Origin of the sequence: Saccharomonospora azurea NA-128 (assembly GCF_000231055.2) — a bacterium.
GTDB classification, from domain to species: Bacteria; Actinomycetota; Actinomycetes; order Mycobacteriales; family Pseudonocardiaceae; genus Saccharomonospora; species Saccharomonospora azurea.
On sequence record NZ_CM001466.1, the window covers coordinates 929548 to 935964 of the forward strand.

Below are 6417 nucleotides of genomic sequence, written 5' to 3' on the forward strand. Positions count from 1 at the left end.
ACTACAGCACCACGCCCAGCAACGAGTCGGCCGCCGAACGCACGAGCGCGGGAGCGGACTCGTCGGGTCCGCCGTGGCGGAGGGTCTCGTCGACCCACGCGTCGACGGCCGCGAGTGCCTTGGGCGTGTCGAGGTCGTCGGCGAGGTGGTCGCGCAACCGGTCGAGGGTGGCCTCGGCGGCAGGACCCGACGGCGCGGAGGCCGCCTGGCGCCAGCGCGCCAACCGCGCCTCGGTTTCGGCCAGCAGCGCGTCCGTCCACGCCCGGTCGGACCGGTAGTGGCCGGCGAACAGGGCGAGCCGGATGGCGGAGGGATCGACGCCGTCCGCCCGCAGGCGCGAGACGAACACCAGGTTGCCCTTCGACTTCGACATCTTCTCGCCGTCGAGGCCGATCATTCCCGCGTGAACGTAGTGGCGCGCGAACGGATGTTCACCCGCGAGCGCCTCGGCGTGGGCGGCACTGAACTCGTGGTGCGGGAACGCGAGGTCCGAACCACCGCCCTGCACGTCGAAGCCGATGCCGAGGCGGTTGAGCGCGATCGCGCTGCACTCGATGTGCCAGCCGGGACGACCGCGTCCCAGACTCGTGTCCCAGGCCGGCTCGCCCTCGCGTTCAGCCCGCCACAGCAGGGCGTCGAGCGGGTCGCGCTTGCCCGGTCGGTCGGGATCGCCGCCACGCTCGGGGAAGAGCGCGCGCATGGTCTCCTCGTCGTAGCCCGACTCGTAGCCGAACCGGCCGGTGTAGGAGCGATCGAAGTAGACGTCCGGGTACTCCGGATCGTCCACGCGGTACGCGGCGCCGCTCGCCAGCAGTTTCTCGATCACCTCGACGATCTCGGGGATCGACTCCACCGCGCCGACGAACTCCCGCGGCGGCAGCACCCGCAGGGCTTCCATGTCCTCGCGGAAAAGCGCGGTCTCCCGCAGGGCCAGCACGATCCAGTCGTCGTCGTCCCGCTCGGCCCGCTCCAGCAACGGGTCGTCGATGTCGGTGACGTTCTGCACGTAGTGCACCTCGTGCCCCGCGTCCAGCCACAACCGGTACACGAGGTCGAAGGCGAGGTAGGTCGCGGCGTGCCCGAGATGCGTGGCGTCGTACGGCGTGATGCCGCACACGTACATGCGGGCGAGGCGGCCCGGAGCGGTGGGACGAAGCTGGCCGGTGGCCGTGTCGTGGAGCCTCAGGGGGCGCGGGCTTCCGGGAACACGTGGTACGGCGACCGAGGACCAAGTCTGCATACCCTCAACCCTATGCGCGCGTGCCCGTCACCGTTCCGCGTGGTGGACAGGCTCCCAGACCCGCGTCACACCCTCGCGAAGCTCCTCGCCGGTGGGAGCCTCCTCCGGGTCGAGCACCCACTGGATCGCGAGGCCGTCGCACACGGCGACGACGAAACCGGCCACCGCCTTCACCCGCGGGTCGTCGGGGGTGCTGCCGTCGCCGAGCGAGCGCGCGACCAGGTCGGCGACCCTCGCGCGGCACCGCCGGTAGTGCCGCGCGAACTGCTCCCGCAACGCGGGATCGCGCTCGGCCTGCGCCAGCGCCTCCAGGTACGACACCGTGAGCTCGCGGTGAGCGGGAAGCCCGTCGAGCATCGCGGCCCACGCCGAGAACCCGCGGTCCGCCGTCGACGCGGCGGGGTCGGCCATCGCGATGCGGGCCAGCGCCTCGGTCCACGCCTCGACGGCCTCACCGATGGCCTCGTTGAGCAGGCCTTCCTTCGAGCCGAAGTGGTATCCGATGGAGGCCAGGTTGGTGCCCGACTCGGCCACGAGGTCGCGAGCCGTGACGCGCGCATAGCCCTTCGTGCGCAGCAGTCGCCGCGCGGCGGCGAGCAGATCCTGCCGATGGCCCACGTCGTCGAGCGTACGACACGGCCTGGACACCCGATCTATACGCGCGTATAAAACGCGCATGGCGACCGACATCACACAGCCTGTCGTGCGGCTCGACGACCTCACCGCGACCCACGAGCCTCCCGGCTCCCGCCTGCCGGTGCTCGCCCAGACCGCGCTGTTCGGGTTGTTCCGCCAACACTGGCTCCCCCGGCTGCGGCGCCGCTACGGCGACGTCGTGCGGCTGCGCATCTATCCCGGCCGGTCCGTCGTCCTCCTCTCCGACGTCGAGCACATCCGCGGCGTCTTCGCCGGGCCCGCCACCGTGTTCCACGCCGGTGAGGGCAACGTGATCCTCAAGCCCGCGATGGGCGAACACTCCGTCCTGCTCACCGACGAGGACGTGCACCTGCGCGCCCGCAAGCTGCTCATGCCCGCCTTCAACGGCGCCTCGCTGCGCGGCTACCGCTCCATGATCGCCGACCTGGCGGAGGCGGAGGTGCGGCGCTGGCCGGCGAACCACGCGTTCTCCTCCCACGCGCGCATGCAGGCACTCACCCTGGAGGTCATCCTGCGCGTCGTGTTCGGCGTGGCCGAGGGACCGCGGCTCGACGAACTGCGTCACCTGCTCGCCAGGATCGTCGACGTCGGACCGGTCGAGTTGATCGGCTGGTCCAATCCCGGCCTGCAGCGCACGGGACCGTGGAAGCGTTACGCGCTCGCGCAACGCCGCGTCGACCGCCTGCTGTACGCCGAGATCGCCGAGCGCAGGAGGGCCACCGACCTCGACCGGCGTCGCGACGTGCTCTCCCGGCTCCTCTCCGTCTCCGCGAACTCCGACGAGGCTGCGCTGACCGACGCCGAGCTGCGCGACCAGCTGATCACCCTGCTCCTCGCCGGGCACGAGACCACCGCCACCGCCCTCGCCTGGACCCTGCACGAGCTCGCCCGCGACCCCGAGGAACTCGCGAAGGCGACCCGCGCGGCCGACGACGGCGACGAGAAGTACCTCGAAGCCGTGGTGAAGGAGGCCCTGCGCCTGCACCCGGTGATCTCGGAGGTGGCGCGCCGGCTCACGCGCGACATCCAGATCGGCGACGTGCGCATTCCGGCGGGCCACACGGTGATGCCGGCGATGGCTCTCGTGCACGCCGACACCGAGCACCACCCCGAGCCGGGGCGGTTCCGCCCGGACCGGTTCCTCGACGGCGGCCCCGCGCCGGGGACGTGGTTCCCCTTCGGCGGCGGAGTCCGCCGCTGCCTCGGCGCGGGCTTCTCGCAACTGGAGTCGGTCGTCATGCTGCGGGCGATACTCGCCCACCACCGGATCGCACCCGACCGCGCGCTCCCGGAACGAACCAAGGTGCGCAACATCACGATGGTGCCCGCACGCGGCGCCCGCATCGTCGCCACACCCCGAGTCGATCACTCTTTGTGACAATTCAACCCACATAGCGTAACGACATGGTGACGTTCCCCACATAGGCTGGGGCCTTCGACTCGAGGAAGGCCCGACAGGGCACCGAGGTCCACCGAGGTGAAAGGGGTGCGTGATGTCGACGACGAGCGCGACTGGCGGCGGTGGCACGGGGACCGGCCGGTATCTGGTGCTGTTGCAGGAGGACGCCGCCGCAGCAGGGCTTCGCACGATGGCGCGCGTGGCGGGCCTCCGGGCGGCCAGCACAGCGGACGTCAGCAGCTTCCGCACCGCGGACGCACTGAGCGGCGCGGACGGGCTGCTGTTCCACGACCTCGGCGTCGCCGTGGTCACGGCGGCTCAGGACCAGGCCGACGCACTGCTGCGCAGCATCGCCGACCGGGGGCCCATCGCCCGGATCGAGCCGGAGCGCATGGTCCGAGCCTATTCGGCACCGCCCGTCGAGCCGGGCGAGAGCGGCGAGGACACGACGGAGGGCCGTGGCCCTTCTCTCGCCGAGGCCTCACTGACGTGGGGCCTGCGGGCGCTCGGCGCCCAGGACGGCAGCGCCACCGGCGCAGGAATCCGCGTCGCGGTGCTCGACACGGGCTTCACCGTCGATCACCCCGACTTCGCCGACCGCGACGTCGAAGCACGGTCCTTCGTGGACGGCGAGGACGTCGCCGACGGGCACGGGCACGGCACCCACTGCATCGGCACGGCGTGCGGCCCACGCACTCCGGACGAAGGTCCCGGCTACGGGGTCGCACCCGGCGCCGAGATCTACGCGGGCAAGGTGCTCAGCAACGCCGGCACCGGCACGGACGGCGACATCCTGTCCGGCATCGCGTGGGCGGTGAACAGCGGCTGCGCGGTGGTGTCACTCTCCCTCGGCTCCCCCACCCAGCCCGGGGAACCGCACTCGGAGACGTTCGAGACGGTCGCCCGGCGCGCCATGCGCCGCAACACGCTGATCGTGGCGGCGGCGGGCAACGAGAGCGACCGCGCGGGTGGGGTCGTCGCCCCGGTCAGTCACCCCGCCAACTGCCCATCGGTGCTGGCTGTGGGCGCCGTCGACGCGTCGATGGCCGTGGCCAACTTCTCGTGCGGCACCGTCGACCCGAACGGCGCCGTGGACGTCGTCGGGCCGGGCGTGAACATCCACTCCAGCTGGACGATGCCCGAACGCTACAACTCGATCAGCGGCACCAGCATGGCCACGCCGCACGTGGCGGGTGTCGCGGCGTTGATCGCCGAGAAGCACGGCGCCCGGGCCTGGGAGCTGTGGGCTCGCCTCGGTCAGTCGGCGCAGCGACTGCCGCTGCCGTCCACCGACGTCGGCGCGGGCCTGATCCAAGCCCCCTGACCGCCGTGTCCGCAGCTCCGGTACCCGTGTCCGCAGCTCCGGTACGCGTGTCCGCAGACTGCGGACACGCCGACACCCAGTGCAGACACACGTCGCTGAACTGCGGACACGCGTGCGCAGGACGCGGACACGATGCGAGGCGGCGGCGGGCTTCCCACCTCAGGCGCCGGCCGCCGCCTCCACCTTCGCGACGACGGCACGCTCGACCGCGTCCTTGTCCAGCCCGAGCCCGGACAGCGGCCCCGTCCCGTCCTCGTCGTCCAACAACGCCAGCAGGACGTGCTCGGTCCCGATGTAGTTGTGCCCCATGCGCAGGGCCTGCCGGAACGTCAACTCCAGGACCTTGCGGGCGTTCTGGTCGTACGGGATCAGCTCGGGCACCTCGTCCTCGCGCGGCGGCAGGACCGAGCTCACGGCCTCGCGCACCGCACTCGCGGTCACGCCCTGGTCCTCCAGCACCATGGCCGCGATCGCCTGAGGCTCGCTGAGCAGACCCAACGCCAGATGCGCGGGGGTGATGAGGGAATTGCCCGCCGCCCGCGCTTCCTCCTGCGCAGCCATGATCGTCTTGCGGGCGCGCGGGGTGAAGCGCTGGAACCCTTCGGACGGGTCGAGCGTCAGCGGCTCGGACTTCGGCACGAACCGTTTCTGGGCGGCCTGCTTGCTGACCCCCATGCTCCGCCCGATGTCGGTCCAGGACGCACCCGACCGCCGCGCCTGGTCGACGAAGTGGCCGATGAGGTGGTCCGCCACGTCGCCGAGGTGCTCGGCCAGCAACACCGCGTCGGAGAGCTGTTCGAGGATGTCGGGACGCGTCTTCTTGATCGCGTCGATGAGGTCGTCGAGCCGGATCGTCGGGGGCTTGATGGGCATGTCCGTCATGCGTCAACGATAGGTTGACGATCCAGCTATCGTCAACCTATCGTTGACGCCATTCACGACGCGGACCTCGACTTCGACGAGCTCGCCGCCCGACGTGCCGCCACGAACAGTCCCAGCGCCACGATCCCGGCCGCGGCCGCCACGACGGGAAGCTGCGCGAGGCCACCGGCCCCGAGCACCGCACCGCCGATCGCCCCTCCCGCGGCGACACCGAGGTAGGTGCCCGACGTGTTCAACGCGAGCGCCTGCGTGGCCACCGGTCCCGCGAGCAGATGGAGCCGCGCCTGGACCGCGGGCGAGTTCCAGAAGGCGGCCCCACCCCACACCGCCACCACCGGCACCAGCAGCACGACCGGCACCGGTCGCCACGGCCAGAGCGCCAGGAGCGCCGCCATCGCGGCGACGAAGGCCGCGACCCCGGCGATCAGGGCGCGGTCCGGACCCCATCGATCGGTCGCGACACCGCCCGCCCAGATGCCGAGCATCCCCGCCGCACCCGACACCGCGAACAGCACACCAGGCTGTCCCGGCCCGGCGTCGGCCAGCGCGTCGACGTAAGGCGCGAGGTAGGTGAGCACCATCATCGACCCGAGCATGAGCACGAGATTCGCCGCGAGCCCGAGGGACACGGCGGGACGCACCAGGATCGCGAGCTGCTGCCGCACGGGCAGCGCCTCCCGCACTCCCGTGCCCGGCGGGAGAACGAACCGGGCCGCCACGCCGAAGACCAGGCCCGCGACGGCCATGAACGCGAACGTCGTCCGCCACCCGAACGCTCCCCCGATCCACGTGCCTACGGGCACGCCCACGGCGATCGCGCCGGTGACCCCGAACGCCACCACCGCCACGTACCGGCCCACCCGCTCCGCCGGCGCGAGCGCGGCGGCCGTGCCGAACAGCACGGGCGTCGCCGCG

6 protein-coding genes are annotated in these 6417 nt (G+C 71.9%); 2 read left to right on the top strand and 4 right to left on the bottom strand.

Annotated elements, in window-relative coordinates; all coding sequences use genetic code 11:
* Position 1 precedes the first annotated feature (1 nt).
* The gene (gene mshC, locus SACAZDRAFT_RS04165; protein WP_005438990.1) at positions 2–1240 is read right to left on the bottom strand and encodes a cysteine--1-D-myo-inosityl 2-amino-2-deoxy-alpha-D-glucopyranoside ligase; all 1239 of its coding nucleotides are present in this window, start codon (positions 1238–1240) and stop codon (positions 2–4) included.
* A 27-nt stretch (positions 1241–1267) separates the two neighbouring features.
* Positions 1268–1858 carry a TetR/AcrR family transcriptional regulator gene (locus SACAZDRAFT_RS04170; protein WP_005438991.1) on the bottom strand — a complete coding sequence of 197 codons (591 nt, stop codon included), beginning with the start codon at positions 1856–1858 and terminating at the stop codon, positions 1268–1270.
* A gap of 58 nt (positions 1859–1916) precedes the next feature.
* Between SACAZDRAFT_RS04170 and SACAZDRAFT_RS04175 the strand changes: the two genes are divergently transcribed.
* Positions 1917–3275, top strand: a complete 1359-nt coding sequence (locus SACAZDRAFT_RS04175; RefSeq protein ID WP_005438992.1) for a cytochrome P450 — start codon at positions 1917–1919, stop codon at positions 3273–3275.
* Between the two features lie 115 nt (positions 3276–3390).
* Positions 3391–4620 carry a S8 family serine peptidase gene (locus SACAZDRAFT_RS04180; protein ID WP_005438993.1) on the top strand — a complete coding sequence of 410 codons (1230 nt, stop codon included), beginning with the start codon at positions 3391–3393 and terminating at the stop codon, positions 4618–4620.
* Positions 4621–4779: 159 nt separating this feature from the next.
* On the opposite strand, the gene SACAZDRAFT_RS04185 is transcribed toward SACAZDRAFT_RS04180, so the two are convergent.
* Positions 4780–5502, bottom strand: a complete 723-nt coding sequence (locus SACAZDRAFT_RS04185) for a Clp protease N-terminal domain-containing protein (protein WP_005438994.1) — start codon at positions 5500–5502, stop codon at positions 4780–4782.
* A gap of 53 nt (positions 5503–5555) precedes the next feature.
* The coding region (locus SACAZDRAFT_RS04190; RefSeq protein ID WP_005439001.1) for an MFS transporter at positions 5556–6417 on the bottom strand (862 nt) is incomplete at its 5' end.